This is a genomic window from Noviluteimonas caseinilytica, assembly GCF_018406605.1.
GTDB lineage: Bacteria > Pseudomonadota > Gammaproteobacteria > Xanthomonadales > Xanthomonadaceae > Noviluteimonas > Noviluteimonas caseinilytica.
This window is the reverse complement of sequence record NZ_AP024545.1, coordinates 797,102-820,316: the sequence shown is the minus strand read 5'-3', so window position 1 is coordinate 820,316 and position 23,215 is coordinate 797,102. Positions and strand designations below refer to the sequence as shown.

Sequence of the window (23,215 nt, the reverse complement as noted above, 5' to 3'; positions counted from 1 at the left end):
CCTGCGCGGGCGCCTGGCGATGGTCGCCGGCACGCTGGGCCTGTGCTCGCTCGCGCTGCTGGGCCGCGCGTTCGAGATGCAGGTGATCGACAACGCGTTCTACCAGGCGCAGGGCGATGCGCGCTTCCTGCGCGAGATCCCGATCCCCACCTCGCGCGGCATGATCACCGACCGCAACGGCGAACCGCTCGCGGTGTCCACGCCGGTCGAATCGATCTGGGCCAACCCGCAGGAACTGCTCAAGCATCCGCAGCGCTTGCCGGAACTGGCGCAGGCGCTCGGCGTGCCCGCCGACCACCTCGAACGCAAGCTCTCGCAGCGCGCGAACAAGGAGTTCGTGTACCTGCAGCGGCGGATCAGCCCGGAGTTCGCGCAGTCGGTCGTCGCGCACAACATCCCCGGCGTGTTCTCGCAGCGCGAATACCGCCGCTTCTATCCGCAGGGCGATGCGATCGCGCATATCCTGGGCTTCACCAACGTCGACGACGCCGGCCAGGAAGGCCTGGAGCTCGCGTTCGACGAATGGCTGCGCGGCAAGCCCGGCGCCGAGAAGGTGATCCGCGACCGCCGCGGCCGCATCGTCGAGAACGTGGACCTGGTGCGCGCCGCCGAGCCGGGCAAGGACCTCACGCTGTCGATCGACCGGCGCATCCAGTTTCTCGCCTATCGCGAGCTGCGCAATGCGCTGCTGGAAAAGGGCGCGAGCAGCGGCTCGGCCGTGGTGCTGGACGTGACCACCGGCGAAGTGCTGGCGATGGCCAACCTGCCGTCGTTCAACCCGAACGCGGTGGAAGGCGGCGCACGCGACGCGCACCGCAACCGCGCGGTCACCGACCTCATCGAGCCCGGCTCGACGATGAAGCCCATCACGGTCGCCGCCGCGCTCGAACATCACGTCATCACGCCGCAGACCAAGTTCGACACCAACCCGGGCTGGATGCCGAACGGCCGCTACCGCACGACCGACACGCACAACTACGGCGTGCTCGACACCACGGGCGTGATCACGAAGAGCTCCAACGTGGGCGCGGCGAAGATCGTCGCGCGCCTCGACAACAACACCTTCTATGAGTACCTGCGCAAGCTCGGCTATGGCCAGAGCACCAACAGCGGCTTCCCCGGCGAATCGGCCGGTTTGCTGCCGGCGCCGGACCGCTGGAGCGGCACCACCAAGCAGACGATGTCCTACGGCTACGGCCTGAGCGTGACGCCGCTGCAGATCGCGCAGGCGTACGCTGCGATCGGAAACGGCGGCAAGCTCGTTGCCCCGACGTTCGTCAAGGGCCAGCGCAACGAGGCCCACCAGGTCATGGATCCGGGCGTTGCCCGCGAAGTGCTGCGCATGATGGAAACGGTGACGCTGCCCGGCGGCACCGCGACGCAGGCGCGCGTGCTCGGGTATCGCGTCGCCGGCAAGACCGGCACCGCGCGCAAGGCGAGCGGCGGTGGGTATTCGCGGCGTTACGTCGCATTCTTCGCAGGCCTGGTGCCGGCGAGCAATCCGCGCTTCTCGATGGTGGTGGTGATCGACGATCCCGCGCCGGAACTCGCGTACGTCGGTGGCCTCGTCTCCGCGCCGGTGTTCCGCAACGTGATGGATGGTGCGCTGCGCATGATGGACGTGGCCCCAGACGATCTCGATGCGTGGCTTGCCGCGCAGGCTGCGGCGGAAGCCAAGCGCAAGCCGGCGACGGTGGCGACGGCGCCGGTCGCCGCGCCCGCGCCGGTGACGGAGGCCGTGCAATGAGCCGCCGCATGCGCCTGTCCGAATTGCTGCCCGACATCGCGGCCGTGCCCGCCGATCTCGAAGTCACCAACCTCGTGATGGACAGCCGCGCGCTGCGCCCGGGCGACGCGTTCATCGCGATCGCGGGCTTCGGTGCGCATGGCTTGAATTTCGTCGAGCAGGCGAAGGCCGCCGGTGCGAGCGCCATCCTGTTCGAACCGCCGGCGCCCGCCGACATTCCCGCGCCCGCCGACGCAATCCCGGTGCCGGGCCTGCGCGCGCGCCTGGGCGAACTCGGCGATCACTTCCATGGCCATCCGAGCCATGCGATGACCACCGTCGGCGTGACCGGCACGAACGGCAAGACCTCGACGGTGCAGCTGCTCGCGCAGGCGTGGTCGCTGCTCGGCACGCGCGCCGGCACCATCGGCACGCTCGGTGCGGGGCTGCATGGCGCGGTGGTGCCGACGGGTTTCACCACGCCGCTCGTGTTGCAGATGCACCAGTTGCTCGGCGAGCTACGCGACGCGGGCGCCCAGGCGCTGGCGATGGAAGTCAGCTCGCATGCGCTCGACCAGGGCCGCGTGGGCGGCGTGCATTTCGATGTCGCGGTGTTCACCAACCTCACGCGCGATCATCTGGACTACCACGGCGACATGGCGAACTACGGCGCGGCGAAGGCCAAGCTGTTCGCATGGCCGGGTTTGCGCGCAGCGGTCATCAACCTCGACGACGACTACGGCCGCGCGCTGTTCGACGCCGTGCAGGCGCCGGTGCGCCGCATCGGCACGAGCGCCGCCGGTTCGACGGATGCCGCGGTGCGCGCGGACCACGTGGTGCTCGACAACCGGGGCGTCGCGTTCGATCTCATCGTGGACGGCGCCGCGCACGCGGTGCGTTCGCCGCTGCTCGGGCGCTTCAATGTCGACAACCTGCTCGCGGTCGCCGGCGCGCTCGTCGCGCTCGACATCCCGCCTGCACGCGTCGCCGACGTGCTCTCGCAGCTGCAACCGATCCACGGCCGCATGAACCGCCTCGGCGGCAATGGCGATGCACCGCTGGTCGTCATCGACTACGCGCACACGCCCGATGCGCTCGAACAGGCGCTGTCCTCGCTGCGCGCGCATGCCGCCGCCAACCTCGCCTGCGTCTTCGGCTGCGGCGGCGAACGCGACCGCGGCAAGCGCCCGCAGATGGCCGCGATCGCCGAACGCCTCGCCGACCGCGTGATCGTCACCGACGACAACCCGCGCGGCGAAGACGGCGACGCCATCGTGGCCGACATCCTCGAAGGCTTCACGCCCGGCCTGCGCAAGGATCCGGCGCGCCTGGTGGTGGAACGCGACCGCGCCGCCGCCATCGCGCGCGCGATCGGCGAAGCGGGCGCGAACGATATCGTCCTCATCGCCGGCAAGGGCCACGAGCCCTACCAGGAAATCCACGGCGTGAAGCATCCCTTCGACGACACGGACGTCGCGCGTCGCGCGCTTGGAGGCCATGCATGATCGCCATGCCGCTGTCGCGCATCGCAGCGATGACCGGGGGCCGGGTGGTCGGCGACGACATGGTGGTCGACGTGGTCGGCACCGACACGCGCGACATGCCGGCCGGCCGCGCGTTGTTCATCGCCTTGAAGGGCGAGCGTTTCGACGGGCACGAGCACGTGGCGATGGCCGCGCGCAACGGTGCGGTCGCAGCCCTGGTGTCGCGCGAAGTGGGGCATGCGATCCCGCAACTCATCGTGGCCGACACCGAACAGGCGCTCGCCGCGTTCGCCGCCGCCGTGCAGCGCGAGCGCCGCACGCGCGTGGTCGCGATCACGGGCAGCAACGGCAAGACCAGCGTGAAGACGCTCGTCCTGTCGATCCTGCGCGAAGCGATGCCGGGCGAGGGCGGCGTGTACGCCAACCCCGGCAACCGCAACAACGAAATCGGCCTGCCGCTCGCCGTGCTCGAGGCGCCGGAACACGCGCGCTTCGCGATCTACGAGATGGGCGCAGGCAAGCCCGGCGACATCGCGTACCTCACCGCGATCGCGCGGCCCGACATCGCGGTGGTCAACAACATCGCGCCTGCGCACCTGGAACGCATGGGCAGCCTGCTCGGCGTGGCCGACACCAAGGGCGCGATCTACGACGCGCTGCCCGCCGACGGCGTGGCGGTGATCAATGCCGACGATGCGTTCGCGCCGTACTTCGCCGAGCGCGCGCACGGCCGCCGCCTGATCCGCTTCGGCCTGGATGCCACCGCCGACGTCACCGCACACGCGATCGAGCTCGATGCGGAAAGCGCACGCTTCGTGCTGTCGACGCCGCTGGGCGAAGTGGACGTGGACCTGGCGATGCCGGGCCGCCACAACGTGATGAACGCGCTGGCCGCGGCTTCGATCGCGCTCGGTGCGGGCGTCGAACTCGACGCGATCGCCGCGGGCCTCGGCGCCGCGCGTCCCGTGCACGGCCGCCTCGTCACGCATCGCCTGCCGAACGGCGCGGTGCTGATCGACGACAGCTACAACGCCAATCCCGGTTCGCTCAATGCGGCGATCGACACGCTCGCTTCGAGCGGCGACACCGCGTGGCTGGTGCTCGGCGACATGCGCGAACTCGGCGCGGACGCCGAACTGCTGCACGCCGAAGCGGGCCGTCGCGCGAAGCAGGCCGGCATCGCGCGCCTGTACGCGCTCGGGCCGCTGAGCAGGCACGCGGTGGAAGCCTTCGGGGAAGACGGACACCACTTCGCCACGCATGCGGCGCTCGCCGATGCGTTGCGCGGCGGATTGCGCGAAGGCGTGCGCGTGCTGGTCAAGGGGTCGCGCGGAAGCGCGATGGACAGGATCGTGTCGGCGCTGCTGCCCGACGAGGGGAACGACCCGCATGCTGCTTGAACTCTTCCGCTGGCTGGAGCAACTGCAGAGCCTGTTCGGGCTCTTCGGTTACCTCACTTTCCGCGGCATCCTGAGCGCGCTCACCGCGCTGGCGCTGTCGTTGTGGTGGGGCCCGGCCATCATCCGCCGCCTGGCATTGCTCAAGGGCGGCCAGCCGATCCGCAAGGACGGCCCGCAATCGCATTTCTCCAAGGCCGGCACGCCGACGATGGGGGGCGCGCTGATCCTGCTGACGATCGCCGCGTCCGTGCTGCTGTGGGGCGACCTGCGCAACCGCTACGTGTGGCTGGTGCTCGCGGTGATGATCGCCTTCGGCGCGATCGGCTGGTGGGACGACTGGATCAAGATCGTCAAGCGCGATCCCAACGGGATGAAGTCGCGCTGGAAGTACCTGCTGCAGTCGCTGTTCGGGCTCGGCGCCGGCCTGTTCCTCTATTACACCGCCGACGCTCCGGCGGCGACGACGTTCTACATCCCGTTCTTCAAGGCCGTCGCGCTGCCGCTGGTGAGCATCAGCTTCGTGGCGATCTCGTACTTCTGGATCGTCGGGTTCTCCAACGCGGTCAACCTCACCGACGGCCTCGACGGCCTGGCGATCATGCCGAGCGTGCTCGTCGCGTGCGCGCTGGGCGTGTTCGCGTATGCCTCGGGCAACGTGGTGTTCTCCGAATACCTGCAGATCCCGCAGGTGCCGGGCGCGGGCGAACTCGTGATCATCTGCGCGGCCATCGCCGGCGCGGGGCTCGGGTTCCTGTGGTTCAACACCTATCCGGCGATGGTTTTCATGGGCGACATCGGTGCGCTGGCGCTGGGCGCCGTGCTCGGGTGCATCGCGGTGATCGTGCGCCAGGAACTGGTGCTCGTGATCATGGGCGGCGTGTTCGTGATCGAAACGCTGTCGGTGATGATCCAGGTCGCCTCGTTCAAGCTGACGGGCAAGCGCGTGTTCCGCATGGCCCCCATCCACCACCACTTCGAGCTCAAGGGCTGGCCCGAGCCGCGCGTGATCGTGCGCTTCTGGATCATCTCGGTGGTGCTGGTCCTCGTCGGTCTCGCCACGTTGAAGGTGCGCTGATGAACGACACGCCGCGCCAGGCCACGCGACTGGATGCCATCGAAGGCCGCTTCGATCCGTGGCTGCTGGGCACCTCGATCGCGCTCGCGTGCCTGGGCGTGGTGATGGTGGCCTCGAGCTCGATCGCGATCGGCGAAGGGCTCAACGTCGGTCCGTTCTACTTCCTCACGCGCCACATCGTGTTCCTGTGCGGCGGCGTGGCGCTGGCCGTGTGGATGATGCGCACGGAGCTGAAGACGATCGAGCAGCACAACCAGTTGCTGCTGCTCGCGTGCTTCGTGCTGTTGCTGGCGGTGTTCGTGCCGGGCATCGGCAGCCGGGTGAACGGCGCGCGGCGCTGGCTCAACCTGGGCGTGTCGAAGTTCCAGGCGGTGGAAGCGGTCAAGCTGCTCTACATCGTGTGGCTGGCGAGCTACCTCGTGCGCTTCCGCGACGAAGTCAACGCGACGTGGCGCGCGATGCTCAAGCCGCTCGGCGTGGCGGTCGCGCTGGTCGGGTTGCTGATCCTGCAGCCGGACTTCGGTTCGCTCTCGCTGATCCTGGCGATCACCGCCGGCATGCTGGTGCTCGGTGGCGTCAACATGCCGCGCATGTTCGGCCCGGTGCTGATCGGCCTGCCGGTGCTGGCGGCGATCGCGATCGCCGAACCGTATCGCGTGCGCCGCTTCACCTCGTTCCTCAATCCGTGGCAGGACCCGTTCGACAGCGGCTACCAGCTGACGAATGCGCTGATGGCGGTGGGCCGCGGCGAAATCTTCGGCGTGGGCCTGGGCGCATCGGTGCAGAAGCTGTCGTACCTGCCCGAAGCGCACACCGACTTCATCCTCGCGGTGATCGCCGAAGAACTCGGCCTGGTCGGCGTGGCGCTCGTCATCGGCCTGTATGCGCTGCTTGCGGGCCGCGCGTTCTGGGTGGGGCTGAAATGCGTCGAGATGCGCCGCCACTTCGCGGGCTACTGCGCGTTCGGCGTGGGCCTGTGGATGAGCCTGCAGAGTTTCGTGTCGATCGGCGTCAACCTCGGGCTGCTGCCGACCAAGGGCCTGACGCTGCCGCTGATTTCCTCCGGCGGTTCGAGCGTGCTGATGACGTGCATGGCGCTCGGCCTGCTGCTGCGCGTGTCGTACGAACTGGATCGCGCCGAGCGCCAGGTCGCGCGCCTGCGCGGCGAAGCGCAGCAGCCCGCGCCGGGCCACGTGCCGGCGACGGCGCAACCGGTCGGCGCGACGGCGACGTCAAGCGTGCGCGGCACCAACCGCCTGCGCCAGCGGGTCGAACCCACGTTGGGGAGGACCGCATGACGGTCGTCGACAACGCGCGCGTGCTGATCCTCGCCGGCGGCACCGGCGGCCACATCTTCCCGGGCCTCGCGGTGGCGCATGCACTGCGCGCACGCGGCGCGGAAGTGACGTGGCTCGGCGCCGACGGCGGCATGGAAACGCGCCTGGTGCCGCAGCACGACATCGCCATCGACACGATCGCGGTGAAGGGGCTGCGCGGCAAGGGCATCGCGACGTTGCTCGGTGCGCCGGTGCGCGTGCTGCGCGCGATCCGCGCGGCGGCGGAAGTCGTCGAGCGTCGTCGCCCGCGCGCGGTGATCAGCTTCGGCGGTTACGCGGCGGGGCCGGGCGGCATCGCCGCCAAGCTCGCCGGCGTGCCGCTGGTGGTGCACGAACAGAACCGCGCGCCGGGCTTCACCAACCGCGTGCTCGCGCGTTTTGCCAAGCGCGTGCTCACCGGCTTCCCGCAGACGTTCAAGCACACGATCGAAGAGCCGGTGGGCAATCCGGTGCGCAGCGAGATCGCGGCCGTGCCGTCGCCCGCGCTGCGCTTCCCGCGCGCCGATGATGGCTTGCGCCTGCTGGTGCTCGGCGGCAGCCAGGGCGCGCGCGCCTTGAACCTCGCGGTGCCGCGTGCGCTGCATGCATTGAACGATCCGCACATCACGATCCGCCACCAGTGCGGCGAGAAGCTGCGCGCCGATGCGGAACAGGCGTACGTGGACGCGGGCCTGGTCGCGAGCGTCGAGCCCTTCATCGCCGACATGGCTGCCGCGTACGGCTGGGCCGACCTCGTGGTGTGCCGCGCCGGCGCGCTGACGCTGGCCGAGTTGTGCGCCGTGGGCGTGGGCAGCGTGCTGGTGCCGTTCCCGCAGGCGGTGGACGACCACCAGACGCGCAACGCCGAATTCCTCGTCGAACGCGGCGCGGCTGTTCTGCTGAAGCAGGACGAACAGCTCGCCGATCGCCTCCAAACCGTGCTGGGCGAACTGCGCGCCGATCCCGCCCGCCGCGTCGCGATGGCCGAAGCCGCGCGCACGCTGGCGAAACCCGATGCGGCCTCGCGCGTTGCCGACATCGTGCTCGACGTGATCCGCCTGCGCGATGCGCAGCGCAAGGAGGCCGCGTGATGGCCAACGTCCAGCGCCGCCTGCAGACCTCCGGCGACCTCGCGAAGGCGTATCCGCGCGTGCACTTCATCGGCATCGGCGGCGTCGGCATGAGCGGCATCGCCGAAGTGCTGTGCACGCTCGGCTACCAGGTGTCGGGCTCCGACAACGCGGACAACGCGGTGACGCGGCGCCTGACGAGCCTCGGTGCGAAGGTGCATCGCGGCCACGCGGCGGCGAACGTGCTCGACACCGATTGCGTCGTGGTGTCCAGCGCGATCCGCAAGGACAACCCGGAACTGATGGAAGCGCGCGCGCAGCGCATCCCGATCGTGCCCCGCGCCGAAATGCTGGCCGAGCTGATGCGTTTCCGCCGCGGCATCGCGGTGGCCGGCACGCACGGCAAGACCACGACCACCTCGCTCGCCGCCAGCGTGCTGGGCGAGGGCGGGCTGGATCCGACGTTCGTCATCGGCGGCAAGCTGCTCGCGGCCGGCGCGAATGCGCGCCTGGGCCAGGGCCAGTGGCTGGTGGCGGAAGCGGACGAAAGCGATGGCAGCTTCCTGCGCCTGAATCCCGCGATCGCGGTCGTCACCAACATCGACGCCGACCATCTCGAGAACTACGGTGGCGACTTCGCGAACGTGCAGGCCGCCTTCGCCGAATTCCTGCATCGCCTGCCGTTCTACGGGCTGGCGGTGCTGTGCATCGACGATCCGGAAGTGGAAGCGCTGGCGAAGGACACGCCGCGCCACGTGTGCAGCTACGGCTTCTCTGCGCACGCCGACGTGCGCGCCGAAGACGTGACGCAGATCGGTCCGTGCATGCACTTCACGCTGCACCTGCCGGATGGTTCGCGCACGCCGGTGCAGCTCGCGCTGCCGGGGCGCCACAACGTGCAGAACGCGCTGGCCGCCGCCGCGATCGGCTGGCAGCTGGGCGTGGCGCCCGACGCGATCGCGCGTGCACTCGCGAATTTCGAAGGCATCGGCCGCCGCTTCAACCTGCTGGCGCAGCTGCGCACGCCGAAGGGCGCATTGGTGCAACTGGTGGACGACTACGGCCACCACCCGAAGGAACTGGAAGCGGTGTTCGCCGCGGCGCGCGGCGGTTGGCCGGACAAGCGCCTGGTCGTCGCGTTCCAGCCGCATCGCTACAGCCGCACGCGCGACCTGTTCGACGAGTTCGCCGCGGTGTTGTCGACGGTCGATGCGCTGGTGCTCACCGACGTGTACGCGGCGGGCGAAGCGCCGATCGCGGGCGCGGATGCGAAGGCCCTGGCGCGCGCGATCCGCACGCGGGGTCGCGTGGACCCGGTGGTCGTGGGCGCGGCGTCGGAGTTGTCGGGCTTGCTGCCCGATGTGTTGCAGGACGGCGACCTGCTGTTGCTGATGGGCGCGGGCGACATCGGCGCCGCGGCGCAGCAGTTGGCCACGCAAGGCTTTGAAGGAGTCACGAAGTGAACGGTTTCAGGTTTCCCCCGCTGCGCGTGACCGACCCGGCCGTGTTCGGCCGCGTGGCCGTGCTGATGGGCGGTACGAGTTCGGAGCGCGAGGTGTCGCTGGATTCCGGGCGCAACGTGCTGGAGGCGCTGCGCGCGCGCGGCATCGCGGCCGATGCGGTCGATGGCATCCCCAACCTCGTGCGCGAGTTGCAGGACCGCCACTTCACGCGCGTGTTCAACATCCTCCACGGCCACGCCGGTGGCGGCGAAGATGGCGTGCTGCAGGGCCTGCTCGAAGCGCTCAACGTGCCGTACACCGGCTCGGGCGTGCTCGGCTCGGCGCTGAGCATGGACAAGATCCGCACGAAGCAGGTGTGGTTGTCGGTCGGATTGCCGACGCCGCGCTACGTGCAGCTGGGCAAGGGCGCCGACGTGCACGCGGCGGCGAAGTCGCTCGGCTTGCCGGTGATCGTCAAGCCCGCTGCGGAAGGCTCGAGCGTGGGCGTGTCGCGCGTGTACTCCGAGGCCGACCTCGACGCGGCCGTCGCACTCGCCGAACGCTACATCGACCAGGAAGCGCGCGGCGAACTGTTGATGGAGCAGCTGATCGAAGGCGACGAGCTCACCGTCGCCGTGCTCGGCAACGTCGCGCTGCCGTCGATCCGCATCGTGCCGAAGGGCCAGTGGTACGACTACCACGCCAAGTACGTCGCCGAAGACACGCAGTACCTGTGCCCGGGCCTGGAAGGCGATGCGGAAGACGAGATCCGCCGCCTCGCGGTCGCCGCGTTCGAATCCGCCGGCTGCAGCGGCTGGTCGCGCGTGGACGTGATGCGCGATCGCGCGACCGGCAAGTTCTACCTGCTCGAAGTGAACACCGCGCCGGGCATGACGAGCCATTCGCTCGTGCCGAAGGCCGCGCGCCAGGTCGGCATCGAATTCGAAGAACTGTGCTGGCGCATCCTGGAAACCTCGCTCGACCGCGACGGGGGTGCACGCAAGTGAACGCCCTGCTGCGCATCCTGGCCTGGACCTTCGCGGTGGCACTCGTCGTGCTGCCCGTGGTCGCCGTGCTCAACGGCTGGATCGCCGCCGAGCGCTGGCCGTTGCGCACGCTGCGCGTGCAGGGGTCGCTGCACAACGTGGACGAACAGCTGTTGCGCGCGACGGTGCTGCCGTATGCGCGCCGCGGGTTCTTCGCGGTGCGGCTGGAAGATGCGCAGGCCGCGGTGGCGCGACTGCCGTGGGTCGAGCGTGCCGAAGTGCGCAAGCATTGGCCCGACATCCTCGAAGTGCACGTCGTCGAACATCGCCCGTTCGCGCGCTGGGGCGACGATCGCCTGTTGTCCGAGCACGGCCGTTTGTTCCCGGTGCGCGGCATCCACGTGCCGGCCAGCCTGCCGCAGCTCGGCGGGCCGGAGGCGCGCGTACCGGAAGTGGTCGCGCTCTACAACGAATCGCGCGCGCTGTTCGCCAGCACCGGCAACGACGTGCGCGCGCTGAAGCTGGACGCGCGCGGCAGCTGGTCGCTCGTGCTGTCCGACGGCACCGAAGTCATCGTGGGCCGCAGCGACGCGCGCCCGCGCATCGGTCGCTTCGCGCGCCTGCTGCCGCAACTGATCAACCAGCCGCAACGCGTCCTGCGTCGCGCGGACCTTCGCTACACCAATGGCTTCGCGCTCCAGTGGGCAACCGCCCCCGCCGCGCCGGCCAGCACGACTTCGCAAGGAAAGACATGAACCGCAAAGGCGACAAATCCCTGATCGTGGGCCTCGACATCGGCACGTCGAAGGTCACGGCGCTCGTCGGCGAGTACTCGCCCGGCAGCCCGATCGAGGTGATCGGGATCGGCACGCACGAATCGCGCGGGCTCAAGCGCGGCGTGGTCGTGGACATCGAGTCGACCGTGCAATCCATCCAGCGCGCCGTCGAAGAGGCCGAACTGATGGCCGGCTGCGAAGTGCGGTCGGTGTATGCCTCCATTTCCGGCAACCACGTGCAGTGCCGCAACTCGCAGGGCATCGCGCCGATCCGCGACGGCGAGGTGACCTACGCCGACCTCGATCGCGTGCTCGATGCCGCGAAGGCCGTCGCGATCCCGGCCGACCAGCGCATCCTCCATGCCATCCCGCGCGACTACGTGCTCGACGATTCGCAGGAAGGCATCCGCAACCCGGTCGGGATGACGGGCGTGCGCCTGGAAGTGCACGCGCACCTCGTCGTGTGCGCGCAGTCGGCCGCGGCCAACATCAGCAAGTGCGTGCAGCGTTGCGGGTTGCAGGTCGACGACCTCGTGCTCGCCTCGCTTGCGTCGAGTACCGCGGTGCTGACGCCGGACGAACGCGAACTCGGCGTCGTGCTGGTCGACCTCGGCGCGGGCACCACCGACATCGCGGTGTTCGTGCAGGGTGCGATCGCGCACAGCGCCTCGCTGCCGATCGCCGGCGACAAGGTGACCGAGGACATCGCGCACATGCTGCGCACGCCGACGCCGGAAGCCGAGCAGATCAAGGTGCGCTATGCGTGCGCGCTCGCGCAGCTGGCCACGGCGGAAGAAAGCATCCAGGTGCCGAGCGTGGGCGATCGCCCGCCGCGTCGCCTGCCGCGCCATTCGCTGGCGCAGGCGGTGCAGGCGCGCTACGAGGAAATCTTCGAGATGGTGCAGGCCGAGCTGCGTCGCAGCGGTTTCGAACAGCACGTGCGCGCGGGGATGGTGTTGACCGGCGGCGCTTCGAAGATGGAAGGCGTGGTCGAACTCGCCGAGGAAATGCTGCAGATGCCGGTGCGCGTGGGGATCCCGCAGCACGTCACCGGCCTCGGCGAAGTGGTGGGCAACCCGGTGCATGCCACCGGCGTGGGCCTGCTGCTGATGGGCAGCCAGATCGAGAACCCGCGGCGTCCGTCGATCGCGACGGGACGCGCGGGCAGTTTCTTCAACAAGGTGAAGAACTGGTATCGCGGCGAGTTTTAAGGAGCGGCACGAAAGGATTTCCTGGCGGTTGCGGCAAGTGGTTCCACAAAAACGTCGTGGGGCGCGATCCAACAAACCACGGCACCTATAACGAGGACACGGACATGGCGCATTTCGAATTGGTTGAAAAGATGGCCCCGAACGCAGTGATCAAGGTGGTTGGCGTGGGCGGCGGCGGCGGCAACGCCGTGGCGCACATGGTCAACAGCAGCGTGGACGGCGTGGAATTCATCACGGCGAACACCGACTCGCAGGCGATCAAGAACTGCGGCGCCAAGCTGCAGCTGCAGCTCGGCAGCAACGTCACGAAGGGCCTGGGCGCGGGCGCGAACCCGGAGGTTGGCCGCCAGGCCGCCCTGGAAGATCGCGAACGCATCATGGATGCCCTGCAGGGCTCCGACATGGTGTTCATCACCGCGGGCATGGGCGGCGGCACGGGCACGGGCGCGGCGCCCGTCGTGGCGCAGCTCGCCAAGGAAATGGGGATCCTGACGGTGGCCGTGGTCACCAAGCCGTTCCCGTTCGAAGGCCGTCGCCGCATGCAGGTGGCGCTCAAGGGCATCGACGAGCTCAGCCAGCATTGCGATTCGCTGATTACGATCCCGAACGAAAAACTGATCACCGTGCTCGGCCGCAACGCGACGATGATCCAGGCCTTCCGCGCGGCGAACGATGTGTTGCTGGGTGCGGTGCAGGGCATCGCCGACCTCATCGTGCGTCCGGGCCTGATCAACGTCGACTTCGCCGACGTGCGCACCGTGATGTCCGAGATGGGCCTGGCGATGATGGGCACCGGGTCGGCGCGCGGCGACGATCGCGCGCAGGCCGCCGCGGAGGCCGCGATCCAGAACCCGCTGCTCGACGACGTCAACCTCTCGGGCGCCAACGGCATCCTGGTCAACATCACGGCCGGCCCGGACTTCACGATGGCCGAGTTCGACGAAGTGGGCCGCACGATCGAGAACTTCGCTTCGGAAGACGCGACGGTCGTGATCGGCACCGTGCTGGATCCGGACATGCAGGACGAGGTCAAGGTGACCGTGGTCGCGACGGGCCTCAACCGCGCGGTCTCGCGCCAGGCGCTGCCGGCCCGCGGCTTCGAGACGGTGCAGCATTCGGTGCGTTCGCCGATCAAGCTCGTCCGCAACGCGACCACCGGCCAGCCGGACTTCGACGCGATGGCCAACCTCAACGAGCCGGTCGTGCCGAACTTCGCGAGCAGCCAGAGCCTGCGTGGCGGCACCACCCGCGCCGAGCCCGCCGCCGCCGATTTCGGCAGCGACAGCAGCTACCTCGATATCCCGGCCTTCCTCCGCCGCCAGGCGGACTGACCGGGCGCTGGTCCCCACGCCCCGGGCTGCGCCGCCCGGGGTGCGGTCTTCGGTCGGCCGACCACAAGTCGGCCGGCCCCTTTCGCCCCGGCGAACGGTGCCCCGGCCGGGCCGTGTTCATCGGGTCGCGTGGTAATCTTTGCGGCCGTTGCGCCCGCCGCACGCGCCCACGCTTCGTTCCCCCTGCCTCCGCGCGAGGCCAGAAGCAGAGGTCCGACCGATCCCGATGTTGTCCCAACGCACCCTCAAGAACGTGATCCGCGCGACCGGCGTGGGCCTGCACAGCGGAGAGAAGGTCTATCTCACGCTGCGTCCGGCCGCCGTCGACACGGGCATCGTGTTCCGGCGCGTGGACCTGGATCCGGTGGTGGAAATCCCGGCCGACGCGCAACTCGTCACCGAAACCATGTTGTGCACCGGGCTGTCGCGCGACGGCGGCAAGGTCATGACCATCGAACACCTGATGTCCGCCTTCGCGGGCCTGGGCATCGACAACGCGTACGTGGACCTGTCGGCACCGGAAGTGCCGATCATGGACGGCTCCGCCGGCCCGTTCGTGTTCCTGCTGCAATCGGCGGGGATTTCCGAGCAATCGGCGCCCAAGCGCTTCATCCGCATCCGCAAGCCCGTCGAAGTGCGCGAAGGCGACAAGATCGCCCGCTTCGAACCGCACGACGGGTTCCGCATCGGCTTCACCGTGGTCTTCGACCATCCGGCCATCCCGACGTCGCAGTCGCGGGCCGAGATCGATTTCTCGACGACCTCGTATGTAAAGGAAGTGAGCCGCGCGCGCACCTTCGGGTTCATGCGCGACCTGGAGTTCATGCGCGAGCGCAACCTCGGCCTCGGCGGCTCGATGGACAACGCGATCGTGCTGGACGAGTTCCGCGTGCTGAACGACGACGGCCTGCGCTACGCCGACGAATTCGTCCGCCACAAGATCCTCGATGCGGTGGGCGACCTGTACCTGGCCGGCCGTCCGATCATCGGCGCGTTCGAAGGCTTCAAGTCCGGCCACGCCCTCAACAACAAGCTGGTCCGCGCCCTGCTCGCCGATGCCTCGGCCTGGGACGAAGTGACTTTCGACGATCCGGCCGCCGCGCCCGTCGTCTACGGCAACCCTGCCATCGCCTGAACCTGGCCGTGTGGAATCCGTCCGGGGATGTGCGGGCTGGTGATCGATCTGTGAATCGAAACCGGCCGTTTAACGGCAATTTAACGAACCTCTAATGGTTCGTTAGCGAATCCGGGGGAAAAGGCGGGCAGTATCCCCTCCGGGCCGCTCAAGCCATCCACCGCACCACGCAATCGGATGGGTCGACCGGCCAGATTTCAGGACTCTGGTTTCCGTTTCGCATCAGGGTTTTTTTCGGATCCCGGGTGGGGATCCACCAAGGACGCCAGCGCGGCTTGCAACGCTTCTTTCGCAGCCGCCGACATCGGTTTGGCCTTCGATTCCGTCCGTTCCGACGGGTGGATCGGATAGGTCGTCGTTTTGACGACCAACTCGGCCACGCCGAGCCCGAGGGATCGGGCCGCGTCGAGGATGTCCGGAGCGACGAGCCGCAACTTGGCCCGCCACACCGGTGCATCAACGACGTAGACGAGCCTGCCGCCATCGAGGTTCGCAAGCCGCGCATGCGCGGCGAGCGACGGAGGCAGGAATGGGCGCAACCGCTGATCCAGCGCATCAAGCCACAGGGCACGGCGCAGGGGATCGAAGGCGGAATCTGCAAGCAACGCCTCAATCGGCGCCTGCGGACCCGTGTTTCGATCTGCGCGTGCGGGCTTAGGTCCGCGGTACTTGGAATCCGACATATCTATGAGCTTCAAAATCGTTCTGAATAACCGTGGCGAGCCTTCGGCCCGCCTGGTCGACAAGATCTCCGACAACGCCCAGCGTCGTCCGGGGATCACCGCAGGCATTCTGCTCTCTGCCGGCCTCGTGCTGGGGCTCGGCGCCAGCGTCGGCTTCACCGGGGTGCGCACCGCGCAACTGCAGGCGAAGGTCGAGAAGCAGCAGGCCGAGCTCGATGCCGCCCACGCCAACTCGCAGCGCGAGATCAACGCGCTGGCCGCCCGCCTCGGCGAGCTGCAGGCCCAGGCCAACCGCCTCAATGCCCTCGGCGAGCGCCTCACCCGCGCCGGCCAGCTGCAGGACGGCGAGTTCGATTTCGACCAGCCGGTCCCGACCGGTGGCGCGGGCCCCGTCCGCGACATGCCGCGCGCCGAACTCAACCGCGAGCTGTCGGTCCTGGAGCGCGAATACACCGCCTCGGGCCAGCAGCTGTCGGTGATGGAGTCGCTGCTGTTCAACCGCACGCTCGACCGCAACGCCATCCCGTCGCGCGACCCGATCGCCAACAGCTACATCACCTCCGGCTTCGGCGGCCGCGCCGATCCGATCGTCGGGGGCCACCAGTTCCACAAGGGCATCGACTTCAAGGCCAACGTGGGCGATCCCGTCCTGGCGGTGGCCGACGGCGTGGTCAGCTTCTCCGGCGTCCGCTCCGGCTACGGCAACGTGGTCGAGATCGACCACGGCAACGGCTACGTCACCCGCTACGCGCACAACTCGCGCCTGCTGGGCCGCGTGGGCGACCTCGTCCGTGCCGGGCAGCAGATCGCCAAGGCCGGCTCCACCGGCCGGTCCACCGGCGCCCACGTGCACTTCGAGGTGTGGGACAACGGCCGCGTCGTGAACCCGCGCCAGTTCCTCGGTGGCCGCAGCGCCGTCCGCGGCTGATCCATCGCCCGCACGACGCCTGCCCATTGGGGGGACGGCGTCGGAAGGAACTTGATAGGCGGCCCCGCGGTCCCCAGCTACAATGCCGCGTTGCCGAACAAAGGGCGCCCAGCGCCCTTTTTTATTGCCGCACGGCGCCCCGCGCCCATGGCCCACCCCCAAGAATTCCTCTGGTATTTCCAACGATGCTCAACAGCCTGCTTACCCGCGTTTTCGGCAGCCGCAACGAACGCCTCCTCGGACAGCTCGCGGGCATCGTCAAGAAGATCAACGCGCTCGAGCCCGAAATGCAGGGCCTCACCGACGAGCAGCTGCAGGCCAAGACGCCCGAGTTCCAGAAGCGCATCGCCGGCGGCGAATCGCTCGACAAGATCCTCCCCGAAGCCTTCGCCGTCTGTCGCGAAGCTTCGCGCCGCGTGCTCGGCATGCGCCATTACGACGTGCAGCTGATCGGCGGCATGGTGCTGCACCTGGGCAAGATCGCCGAGATGCGCACCGGTGAAGGCAAGACGCTGGTCGCCACGCTGCCGACGTACCTCAATGCGCTCGAAGGCAAGGGCACGCACGTCATCACCGTCAACGATTACCTCGCGCGCCGCGACGCCGCGTGGATGGGTCGTTTGTACAACTGGCTCGGCCTGTCGGTCGGCGTGGTCTACCCGGGCATGCCGCACAGCGACAAGCGCGCCGCGTACGGCAGCGACATCACCTACGGCACCAACAACGAGTTCGGCTTCGACTACCTGCGCGACAACATGGCGCTGGCGAAGGAAGACCGTTACCAGCGCGGCCTGCACTACGCGATCGTCGACGAAGTCGACTCCATCCTGATCGACGAAGCGCGCACGCCGCTCATCATCTCCGGCCCCGCGGACGAATCGCAGGAGCTGTACCACCAGGTCGACGGCATCGTCCCGCAGCTGTCGAAGCAGAAGGACGAAGAGTCCGAAGGCGATTACTTCGTCGACGAGAAGGGCAAGCAGGTCCACCTCTCCGAAGCCGGCATGGAACACGTCGAAGCGCTGCTGCGCCAGATCGGCGTGCTGAAGGACGACGACGATGCGCTGTACGCCGCGCACAACATCCACGTCGTGCACCATCTCAACGCCGCACTGCGCGCGCACGCGATCTACCAGCGCGACGTCGACTACATCGTGCGCGACGACGAAGTGGTGATCGTCGATGAATTCACCGGCCGCACGCTGCCGGGCCGCCGCTGGTCCGACGGCCTGCACCAGGCCGTGGAAGCGAAGGAACGCGTGGCGGTGCAGCGCGAGAACCAGACGCTCGCCTCGATCACGTTCCAGAACCTGTTCCGCATGTACAAGAAGCTGTCGGGCATGACCGGCACCGCGGACACCGAAGCCTACGAATTCCAGAACATCTACAACCTCGAAGTGGTCGTCATCCCGACGCACCGCCCGATGGTCCGCCAGGACCATTCCGACCTCGTCTTCCTCAACCGCGCCGGCAAGTACCGCGCGGTGGTCAACGAGATCAAGCAGTGCAACGCCAAGGGCCAGCCGGTCCTCGTCGGCACCACGTCCATCGAAGTCTCCGAGCTGCTGTCGGAACAGTTGAACGAATCGGGCATCGCGCACGAAGTCCTCAACGCCAAGCAGCACGAACGCGAAGCGCAGATCGTCGCCAACGCCGGTCGCCCGGGCGCGGTGACCATCGCCACCAACATGGCCGGCCGCGGTACCGACATCGTGCTCGGCGGTTCGCTCGAGGCCGAACTCACCGCGCTGGGCGAAGAGGCCAGCGAAGACGAGAAGGCGCGCATCCGCGCCGAATGGCAGCAGCGCCACGACGCGGTCAAGGCGTCGGGCGGCCTGCACATCGTCGGTACCGAACGCCACGAATCGCGCCGCATCGACAACCAGCTGCGTGGTCGTTCCGGCCGCCAGGGCGACCCGGGTTCGTCGCGCTTCTACCTGTCGCTCGAAGACAACCTGATGCGCATCTTCGCGGCCGACTGGGTGCAGCGCGTCATGGCGCGCATGGGCCTGAAGGAAGACGACATCATCGAAAGCCCGCTGGTGACCAAGCAGATCGCCAACGCGCAGCGCAAGGTCGAGGCCCACAACTTCGACATCCGCAAGAACCTGCTCGACTACGACGACGTCAACAACGACCAGCGCAAGGTGATCTACCAGCAGCGCGACGAATTGCTGGACGCCGACAGCGTGGAAGAGAACGTCGCCGGCATCCGCGAAGACGTGGTCGCCGACCTCGTCGCGCGCTTCGTCCCGCCGAACTCCATCGACGAACAGTGGGACCTGCAGGGCCTGGACGCGGAACTCGCCAACGAGTTCAACCTCGACGCCAACATCACCGGCGTGGTGAAGTCGCGCGAAGAGATCGACGCCGAGCAGATCGCCGCCGAAGTGCAGCGCGCCGTCACCGGCGTGTTCACCGACAAGGAAGCGCAGGTCGGCGGCGAGACGATGCGCATGCTCGAAAAGCACATCATGCTCAACGTGCTCGACCAGAACTGGAAGGAACACCTGGGCCGCATGGATTACCTGCGCCAGGGCATCCACCTGCGCGGTTACGCGCAGAAGCAGCCGAAGCAGGAATACAAGAAGGAAGCCTTCGAACTCTTCAGCGAAATGCTGGAGAAGGTGAAGCGCGAAGTCGTCTCGTTGCTGGCGCGCGTGCGCATCCGCAGCGAAGAGGAAGTCGCGCAGGCCGAAGCGCAGGAACGCGCGCGCGCCGAAGCCGTCGCGCGCCAGATGCAGTTCCAGCACGCCGACACCGGCGGCTACGGTGCGGGCGAAGAAGCCGCGGAAGCCTCGGCTGCCGCGCTCGCCGCCGGCGCCACGCCGCGCGTGGGCCGCAACGATCCGTGCCCGTGCGGCAGCGGCAAGAAGTTCAAGCACTGCCACGGCCAGCTGGCCTGACGTAGCGGGCCCGTGAGCGGCGAGGCCATGGTCGAGGTCGTCGCGGGCGTGATCCGCGACAAGACCGGCCGCATCCTCCTCGCGCGCCGGACCGAAGGACGCGACCTCGCCGGCCTGTGGGAATTCCCGGGCGGCAAGCGCGAGCCGGGCGAGACGCCGGAAGGTGCGCTCGCCCGCGAACTGCACGAAGAACTCGGCATCGACATCGACTGCGGCGCGCCGCTGATCGCGGTGCCGCAGCGCTATCCGCACAAGCGCCTGCGCCTGGACGTGCGCCACGTCGCCGCCTGGCGCGGCACGGTCAAGGGCCACGAAGGCCAGGCCCTCGCGTGGGTGCCGCCGCACCTGCTGGCGTCGTATGCGATGCCGTCCGCGGACATTCCCGTCGTCGCGGCGCTGTTGCAGCCCGATCGTTACCTCGTCACGCCCGCGCCCGACCTGTCGGATGCGACGTGGCTCGACGCGCTCGAACACGCGCTGGCCAACGGTGTGCGTCGCGTGCAATTGCGCGCCCCCGACAGCGAACCGCGCCGCTGGCACACGCTGGTGGACGCCGCCGTCGATGCATGCCGCCGCCACGACGTGGACGTGCTGGTCAACGGCGACATCGACCTCGCGCGCGAATTCGACATCGGCGTGCACCTGCGTGCCGCGCAATTGCCGGCACTCGCATCGCGTCCGCTGCCGGCGGATCGCCGCGTCGCCGCGTCATGCCACACGCTCGCCGAGATCCGCGAGGCCGAACGCATCGGCTGCGACTTCATCGTCGTCGGCGCAGTCGCGGGCACCCCCACGCATCCGGGCGCCACGCCACTGGGTTGGGCGGGATTCGCCGCGTTACGCGAAGACACCGCGCTGCCGATCTATGCGATCGGTGGCCTCGGCGAACAGGAACTCGACATCGCACGCGCCCACGGCGCACAAGGCATCGCTGCGATCCGCGCGTTCTGGCCCGGCACGCCCTGACTCAGTCGCGCATCGCCGCCATCGCGCGGTAACGCCGGTCGAGCGCATCGACCTCCGCGTCCAGCGCCGCCAGCGTGTCGACGTTCACCAGCACATCGTCCGCGATCGCCAGGCGCGTGCGCCGGTCGGCCTGCGCCGCCAGCATGCGTTCGGCCAGCACGCGATCGATGGCGTCGCGATGCATCACGCGCGCCACCTGCACATCGCGCGGCACGTCGACGACCAGGATGCGATCGAGCCACGGATACGCCGCGCGCCCACCGCCTTCGGCGAGCAGGGGAATCGCGACGATCACGTAGGGACTGCGCGCCGCTTCGGCCGTCGCGCGCAGGGCCAGGCGGATGCGCGGATGCAGGATGGCTTCGAGCCGCTTGCGTGCATCGTCGTTGCCGAAGACATGCCGGCGCAGCGCCGCGCGATCCAGCTGGCCATCGGCTTGCAACACATCCGGACCGAACGCTTCGGCGACTTCCGCGAGCGCCGATTGTCCCGGCTGCACGACCTCGCGCGCCGCGACATCCGCATCGGCGACGACGATCCCCTTTGCAGCGAACAAGTTCGCGACCGCGCTCTTGCCCGACGCGATGCCGCCGGTCAGCCCTACGCGCAGCGCGGGCGCCGCCATGGCGTCACCGCGCTCCGGCGAGATGCAGGTAGCCGTTGATGAGCGGCTCGCTCCAGAAGAACGCGATCCAGCCCGCGATGGCGAGGTACGGACCGAAGGGAATGGGCGTGGCGCGATCGCGACCCGCCGCGAACAACCACACCGACCCGACGATGGCGCCCACGATCGACGACACCAGGATGGTCGGCAGGATGCCTTTCAACCCGACCCACGCGCCGATGGCCGCGAGCAGCTTGAAGTCGCCGTGGCCCATGCCTTCCTTGCCCGTGAGCTGCTTGAAGACCCAGTACACGGACCAGAGGCTGAAGTAGCCCGCCATCGCGCCGAGCAGCGCGGCTTTCTGGCCGACGTAGAGGTTCTCGATGCTGGCGATCAACCCGAGCCAGAGCAGCGGCAACGTGAGCTGGTCGGGCAGCAGGCGCGTGCGCAGGTCGATGCCGGCGAGCGAGATGAGGAAGCAGGTGAAGAGGATCCCGCCGAACGCCTTCCAGCCGAACCCGAACTGCCACACGCAGGCCAGCACCAGCACCATCGTGATGAATTCGACCAGCGGGTACTGCGCCGAGATCGGCGCGTGGCAATGGCGGCACTTGCCGCGCAACGCCAGCCAGCTGATGAGCGGGATGTTCTCGTACCACGACAGCGGATGCTTGCAGTGCGGGCAGTGCGAAGGCTCGACGACGATCCCCGGCGGCGGCGGATCGTAGACCTCCGCGTCTTCGAGGATCTCGTGCGCATCCCGCCGCCACTGCCATTCCAGGCGGCGGGGGAGGCGCAGGATCACGACGTTGAGGAAGCTGCCGAGCGCAAGCCCGAAAGCGGCCGCGGCGGGAAAGCCGAGGCCGGGGTTCTGGTCCAGGAATGCCACTTAGGTGCGGGCCCGGATCAGACGACGGCGGCGAGCTTGAAGATCGGCAGGTACATGGCGACCACCATGCTGCCCACGATCACGCCCAGCATCACCACGATCAGCGGCTCCAGCAGGCTGGCGAGCGCGTCGACCGCGTTGTTGACTTCCATCTCGTAGAACTCGGCCACCTTGTACAACATGGTGTCGAGCGCGCCGGCCTCTTCGCCGATCGCGGTCATCTGCACGACCATGTGCGGGAACAGCTGCGTCTGCTTCATCGCCACGTTGACCTGGTAACCCACGGCCACGTCGTCGCGGATGCGCTTGACCGCATGTTCGTACACGGTGTTGCCGGTGGCGCCGGCCACGGTTTCCAGCGCTTCGACCAGCGGCACGCCGGCCGCGAAGGTCACCGCCAGCGTGCGCGAGAACCGCGCCAGCGCGGCCTCGTGCATGATCTTGCCGATCACGGGCAGCTTGAGGACCAGGCGGTCCAGGAAGTGCTGCACGGCGGGCGAGCGCTTCTTCGCCATGATGAAGCCGACGACGATCGCGGCCACGAAGCCGCCGATCGCCCACCACCACTTGACCATGAACTTGCTGAGGTTGATCACCATCTGGGTGAAGGCCGGCAGCTCGGCGCCGAAGTTCTTGAAGACGTCTTCGAACTGCGGCACCACGAACACGAGCAGGATGGCGCTGACGAGCAGGGCGACCGCGACGACCATCGCGGGGTAGAACATCGCCTTCTTGATCTTGCCCTTCAGCGTTTCGATGTTTTCCTTGTACGTCGCCACGGTGTCGAGCACCGTGTCGAGCACGCCCGCCGATTCGCCCGCCTTGACCAGGTTGCGATAGAGCTCGTCGAACTGCACCGGATGCTTGGTGAGCGATTCGGACAGCGACGAACCGCTTTCGATGTCGGTCCGGATCGTGTTGACCAGGTCGCGCATCTTCGGGTTCTTCTGGCCGCCCGCGATGATTTCCATCGACGTCACGATCGGCACGCCCGACTTGAGCATGGTCGCGATCTGGCGGCTGAACACCGCGATGTCCTTCGGCGTGATGCGCTTGCCGGCGCCGCCGAAGATGTCCTTCGGCTTGGGCTTGACCACGGTGGGCGTGATGCCCTGCTTGCGCAGTTCGGCGCGCAGCGCGTTGGCCGTCTTGGCCTGCTGCTCGCCCTTCATCTTCATGCCGCGCTTGTCGTTGCCCACCCAGATGAAGGTCGGCATGACATCGGCGCGACGCACGGCAGGCTTCGCGGCGGCTCGGCGGGCTGCGTTCTTGGTGACTGCCATGGTG

Annotated in this window: 17 protein-coding genes and 2 pseudogenes; 15 read left to right on the top strand and 4 right to left on the bottom strand. The window is 68.4% G+C overall.

Going from position 1 to position 23,215, the window contains the following annotated elements:
* Positions 1–19: 19 nt before the first annotated feature.
* The 12 genes and pseudogenes from LYSCAS_RS04100 (at position 20) to lpxC (ending at position 14,952) form a co-directional block, all read left to right on the top strand.
* On the top strand, positions 20–1,747 hold the full coding sequence (locus LYSCAS_RS04100) for a peptidoglycan D,D-transpeptidase FtsI family protein (RefSeq protein ID WP_341868574.1): 1,728 nt from the start codon (positions 20–22) through the stop codon (positions 1,745–1,747).
* Positions 1,744–3,231: a UDP-N-acetylmuramoyl-L-alanyl-D-glutamate--2,6-diaminopimelate ligase gene (locus tag LYSCAS_RS04095; RefSeq protein ID WP_213435925.1), complete on the top strand. Its 1,488-nt coding sequence runs from the start codon at positions 1,744–1,746 to the stop codon at positions 3,229–3,231. Before LYSCAS_RS04100 ends, LYSCAS_RS04095 begins: the two co-directional genes overlap by 4 nt.
* On the top strand, positions 3,228–4,610 hold the full coding sequence (locus LYSCAS_RS04090) for a UDP-N-acetylmuramoyl-tripeptide--D-alanyl-D-alanine ligase (RefSeq protein ID WP_213435923.1): 1,383 nt from the start codon (positions 3,228–3,230) through the stop codon (positions 4,608–4,610). Before LYSCAS_RS04095 ends, LYSCAS_RS04090 begins: the two co-directional genes overlap by 4 nt.
* Positions 4,600–5,685: a phospho-N-acetylmuramoyl-pentapeptide-transferase gene (gene mraY / locus LYSCAS_RS04085; RefSeq protein ID WP_213435921.1), complete on the top strand. Its 1,086-nt coding sequence runs from the start codon at positions 4,600–4,602 to the stop codon at positions 5,683–5,685. Before LYSCAS_RS04090 ends, mraY begins: the two co-directional genes overlap by 11 nt.
* The gene (ftsW, locus tag LYSCAS_RS04080) at positions 5,685–6,983 is read left to right on the top strand and encodes a putative lipid II flippase FtsW (protein ID WP_213435919.1); all 1,299 of its coding nucleotides are present in this window, start codon (positions 5,685–5,687) and stop codon (positions 6,981–6,983) included. The genes mraY and ftsW overlap by 1 nt, the downstream gene beginning before the upstream one ends.
* Positions 6,980–8,047: pseudogene (murG, locus tag LYSCAS_RS04075) on the top strand (undecaprenyldiphospho-muramoylpentapeptide beta-N-acetylglucosaminyltransferase); the annotation flags it as partial. The gene ftsW and the pseudogene murG, both read left to right, overlap by 4 nt.
* Positions 8,048–8,091: 44 nt before the next feature.
* The gene (gene murC, locus LYSCAS_RS04070) at positions 8,092–9,534 is read left to right on the top strand and encodes a UDP-N-acetylmuramate--L-alanine ligase (protein ID WP_213435915.1); all 1,443 of its coding nucleotides are present in this window, start codon (positions 8,092–8,094) and stop codon (positions 9,532–9,534) included.
* Positions 9,531–10,520 (top strand): D-alanine--D-alanine ligase, encoded by a 990-nt coding sequence (locus tag LYSCAS_RS04065; RefSeq protein ID WP_213435913.1) that lies wholly within the window; start codon positions 9,531–9,533, stop codon positions 10,518–10,520. Before murC ends, LYSCAS_RS04065 begins: the two co-directional genes overlap by 4 nt.
* A pseudogene (locus tag LYSCAS_RS04060) lies at positions 10,517–11,200 on the top strand (cell division protein FtsQ/DivIB); the annotation flags it as partial. The gene LYSCAS_RS04065 and the pseudogene LYSCAS_RS04060, both read left to right, overlap by 4 nt.
* A 50-nt stretch (positions 11,201–11,250) precedes the next feature.
* Complete coding sequence (gene ftsA / locus LYSCAS_RS04055) at positions 11,251–12,486, top strand: cell division protein FtsA (protein WP_213435909.1); 1,236 nt, start codon at positions 11,251–11,253, stop codon at positions 12,484–12,486.
* 104 nt (positions 12,487–12,590) lie between these two features.
* Positions 12,591–13,817, top strand: a complete 1,227-nt coding sequence (gene ftsZ, locus LYSCAS_RS04050) for a cell division protein FtsZ (protein ID WP_213435907.1) — start codon at positions 12,591–12,593, stop codon at positions 13,815–13,817.
* A 226-nt stretch (positions 13,818–14,043) separates the two neighbouring features.
* Positions 14,044–14,952: a UDP-3-O-acyl-N-acetylglucosamine deacetylase gene (lpxC, locus tag LYSCAS_RS04045; RefSeq protein ID WP_213435905.1), complete on the top strand. Its 909-nt coding sequence runs from the start codon at positions 14,044–14,046 to the stop codon at positions 14,950–14,952.
* A gap of 197 nt (positions 14,953–15,149) precedes the next feature.
* On the opposite strand, the gene LYSCAS_RS04040 is transcribed toward lpxC, so the two are convergent.
* Positions 15,150–15,635 (bottom strand): DUF721 domain-containing protein, encoded by a 486-nt coding sequence (locus tag LYSCAS_RS04040; RefSeq protein WP_213435903.1) that lies wholly within the window; start codon positions 15,633–15,635, stop codon positions 15,150–15,152.
* A 4-nt stretch (positions 15,636–15,639) separates the two neighbouring features.
* Between LYSCAS_RS04040 and LYSCAS_RS04035 the strand changes: the two genes are divergently transcribed.
* The 3 genes from LYSCAS_RS04035 (at position 15,640) to LYSCAS_RS04025 (ending at position 20,435) form a co-directional block, all read left to right on the top strand.
* Positions 15,640–16,563 carry a M23 family metallopeptidase gene (locus LYSCAS_RS04035; protein WP_213435901.1) on the top strand — a complete coding sequence of 308 codons (924 nt, stop codon included), beginning with the start codon at positions 15,640–15,642 and terminating at the stop codon, positions 16,561–16,563.
* A 185-nt stretch (positions 16,564–16,748) separates the two neighbouring features.
* The gene (secA, locus tag LYSCAS_RS04030; RefSeq protein WP_213435899.1) at positions 16,749–19,469 is read left to right on the top strand and encodes a preprotein translocase subunit SecA; all 2,721 of its coding nucleotides are present in this window, start codon (positions 16,749–16,751) and stop codon (positions 19,467–19,469) included.
* 27 nt (positions 19,470–19,496) lie between these two features.
* Positions 19,497–20,435, top strand: a complete 939-nt coding sequence (locus tag LYSCAS_RS04025) for a Nudix family hydrolase (RefSeq protein ID WP_213435897.1) — start codon at positions 19,497–19,499, stop codon at positions 20,433–20,435.
* Between the two features lies 1 nt (position 20,436).
* On the opposite strand, the gene coaE is transcribed toward LYSCAS_RS04025, so the two are convergent.
* Genes coaE through LYSCAS_RS04010 form a run of 3 tightly spaced genes read right to left on the bottom strand, consistent with a single transcriptional unit; the run spans position 20,437 to position 23,145 of the window.
* Complete coding sequence (coaE, locus tag LYSCAS_RS04020) at positions 20,437–21,060, bottom strand: dephospho-CoA kinase (RefSeq protein ID WP_213435895.1); 624 nt, start codon at positions 21,058–21,060, stop codon at positions 20,437–20,439.
* 4 nt (positions 21,061–21,064) lie between these two features.
* Entirely contained in the window at positions 21,065–21,928 is an 864-nt protein-coding gene (locus tag LYSCAS_RS04015) for a prepilin peptidase (RefSeq protein WP_213435893.1), read from the bottom strand.
* Positions 21,929–21,945: 17 nt separating this feature from the next.
* Positions 21,946–23,145 (bottom strand): type II secretion system F family protein, encoded by a 1,200-nt coding sequence (locus tag LYSCAS_RS04010; protein WP_244858717.1) that lies wholly within the window; start codon positions 23,143–23,145, stop codon positions 21,946–21,948.
* Between the last annotated feature and the right edge of the window lie 70 nt (positions 23,146–23,215).